Source organism: Mycobacterium sp. (assembly GCF_049585075.1).
Lineage (GTDB): Bacteria > Actinomycetota > Actinomycetes > Mycobacteriales > Mycobacteriaceae > Mycobacterium.
This window is the reverse complement of the sequence record NZ_JBAUZA010000371.1, coordinates 1-2,151: the sequence shown is the minus strand read 5'-3', so window position 1 is coordinate 2,151 and position 2,151 is coordinate 1. Positions and strand designations below refer to the sequence as shown.

The 2,151-nt window shown below is 63.0% G+C and carries 2 protein-coding genes and 2 pseudogenes; all 4 read left to right on the top strand.

Annotated elements, in window-relative coordinates; translation table 11 throughout:
- Nucleotides 1–94 (top strand): annotated as a pseudogene (locus WB785_RS17455) (methyltransferase); the annotation flags it as partial.
- 72 nt (nucleotides 95–166) lie between these two features.
- Nucleotides 167–820, top strand: coding sequence for a TetR family transcriptional regulator (locus WB785_RS17450; protein WP_424080563.1), 654 nt, complete (start codon nucleotides 167–169; stop codon nucleotides 818–820).
- A complete protein-coding gene (locus WB785_RS17445) occupies nucleotides 810–1,751 on the top strand; it encodes an ATP-binding cassette domain-containing protein (RefSeq protein ID WP_424080562.1) in 942 nt (313 codons plus the stop codon). Before WB785_RS17450 ends, WB785_RS17445 begins: the two co-directional genes overlap by 11 nt.
- Nucleotides 1,748–2,151, top strand: a pseudogene (locus WB785_RS17440) (ABC transporter permease); the annotation flags it as partial. The gene WB785_RS17445 and the pseudogene WB785_RS17440, both read left to right, overlap by 4 nt.

The window sequence follows — 2,151 nt, the reverse complement described above, 5'->3', positions numbered from 1 at the left end:
GCGTGAGGCGGCGCGGCTGATCGCCGAGAACGAGCTGCTCACCCCGGCGCTCGTGCCGCTGGGCGACGGCTTGCTGGCCGCCGTGCGCGACTGATCCAGCCCTTTACGGATTCTTGACGGCGTTTCTGCTTGACGTTCGATTGAACGGCCGTTTAATGTTCTGAACATGCGTTCAGCCGACGATTTGACCGCCGCGGCCCGAATCCGCGATGCGGCGATCGAGCAGTTCGGCGAGCATGGCTTCGGCGTCGGGCTGCGATCGATCGCCGAAGCGGCGGGGGTGAGCGCTGGGCTGGTCATCCACCACTTCGGCTCAAAGGACGGTCTGCGCAAAGCCTGCGACGACTACGTCGCTGAAGAGATTCGCAGCGGGAAATCGGAGGCTATGCGCTCTAGCGATCCCGCTACCTGGTTCGCCGCCTTGGCCGAGATCGAGGAGTACGCGCCCTTGATGGCCTACTTGGTGCGCAGCATGCAATCCGGCGGTGAGCTGGCGAACACACTATGGCGCACGATGATCGCCAATGCCGAGGGTTACCTCGACGAAGGGGTGCAGACCGGAGTCCTGAAACCCAGCCGGGATCCGCAGGCTCGCGCGAAATATCTGGCAATCACCGGCGGCGGCGGCTTCTTCTTGTACATCCAAATGCATGAAACACCAACAGATCTGCGCGCAGTGCTGCGCGACTATGCCCGCGACATGATGCTGCCCGCTCTCGAGCTCTACACCGAAGGCTTGCTGACCGACAGCACCATGTACGACGCCTTTCTGGAACAGGCGGAACGTGAAACAGGAGAGAGGGAATCCGATGCCAGTTGACAGCAACCGTGTACCGATCGAAATCCACGACCTGACAAAGCATTTCGGTACCGTTCAGGCCTTAGACGGCCTTGAGTTGACGGTACGCGAGGGCGAGGTACATGGTTTTCTCGGACCCAACGGCGCCGGGAAGTCGACGACCATCCGCATCCTGCTGGGAGTGGTCAAGGCCGACGGCGGAACCGCGCGGTTGCTCGGCGGTGACCCCTGGAGGGATGCCGTCGAGCTACACCGCCAGATCGCCTACGTTCCAGGTGATGTGACGCTGTGGCCGAATCTCACCGGCGGTGAGACCATCGACCTGCTGGCACGAATGCGCGGCGGCATCGAGGAGAAGCGCCGCGACGAGCTGATCGAGCGCTTCGAGCTGGACCCGCACAAGAAGGCCCGGACCTACTCCAAGGGAAACCGTCAAAAAGTCTCGTTGATTTCGGCCTTCTCGTCGCGGGCCCGGTTATTGCTTCTCGACGAGCCAAGCAGCGGCCTGGACCCATTGATGGAGAACATCTTTCAGCAGTGCGTCGCGGAAGCCCGGGACCGTGGCACGACGGTTCTGCTGTCCAGTCACATCCTGGCCGAGACCGAAGCACTGTGCGAGCGGGTGACAATCATCCGCGCCGGCAGGACCGTCGAGAGCGGCACGCTGGAGTCGATGCGTCATCTCAGCCGGACGTCGATCAAGGCTGAAATGCTGCGGGACCCAGGCGATCTCACCCGGATCCGCGGTGTCGAGGACGTCAGCATCGACGGAACCACGCTGCGGGCCCACGTCGACAGCGAAAGCCTCGGCGAACTCATCCGGGTGCTTGGCGATGCCGGCGTGCGCAGCCTGGTCAGCCAGCCGCCCACGTTGGAGGAACTGTTCCTGCGCCATTACGGCATGGACTCCCACGGCAGGCGCGAAGCCAGCGGCCAAGAGGTGCGAGCATGACCAGGACATTGGATCGACCCCAATATCCGGCACACGAAGCGCCGCAACGCGGTTCGGTGTTCACCGGCACGTCCGGGATGCTGAGGCTCTATCTACGCCGCGACCGGGTGGTCTTGCCGCTCTGGGTGTTGCTGCTGTCAATACCGCTGTCGACCGTCTACATCGGCAGCATCGAAAAGGTCTACCCCGGCGAAGCGGCCCGTGCCGCGTTTGCCGCCACGATCATGGCCAGCCCGGCGCAACGGGCGCTCTACGGGCAGATCTACAACGACAGCCTTGGCGCAACCGCCATCTGGAAAGCGGGAATGTTCCATCTGCTGATCGCTGTGGCGGTGATTCTCACCGTCATCCGTCATACCCGTGCCGATGAAGAAACCGGCCGCGCCGAATTGATCGACTC

Coding starts and splice junctions, on each gene's coding strand:
- WB785_RS17450 (WP_424080563.1), top strand. CDS start 167: ATGCGTTCAGCCGACGATTTGACCGCCGCGGCCCGAATCCGCGATGCG.
- WB785_RS17445 (WP_424080562.1), top strand. CDS start 810: ATGCCAGTTGACAGCAACCGTGTACCGATCGAAATCCACGACCTGACA.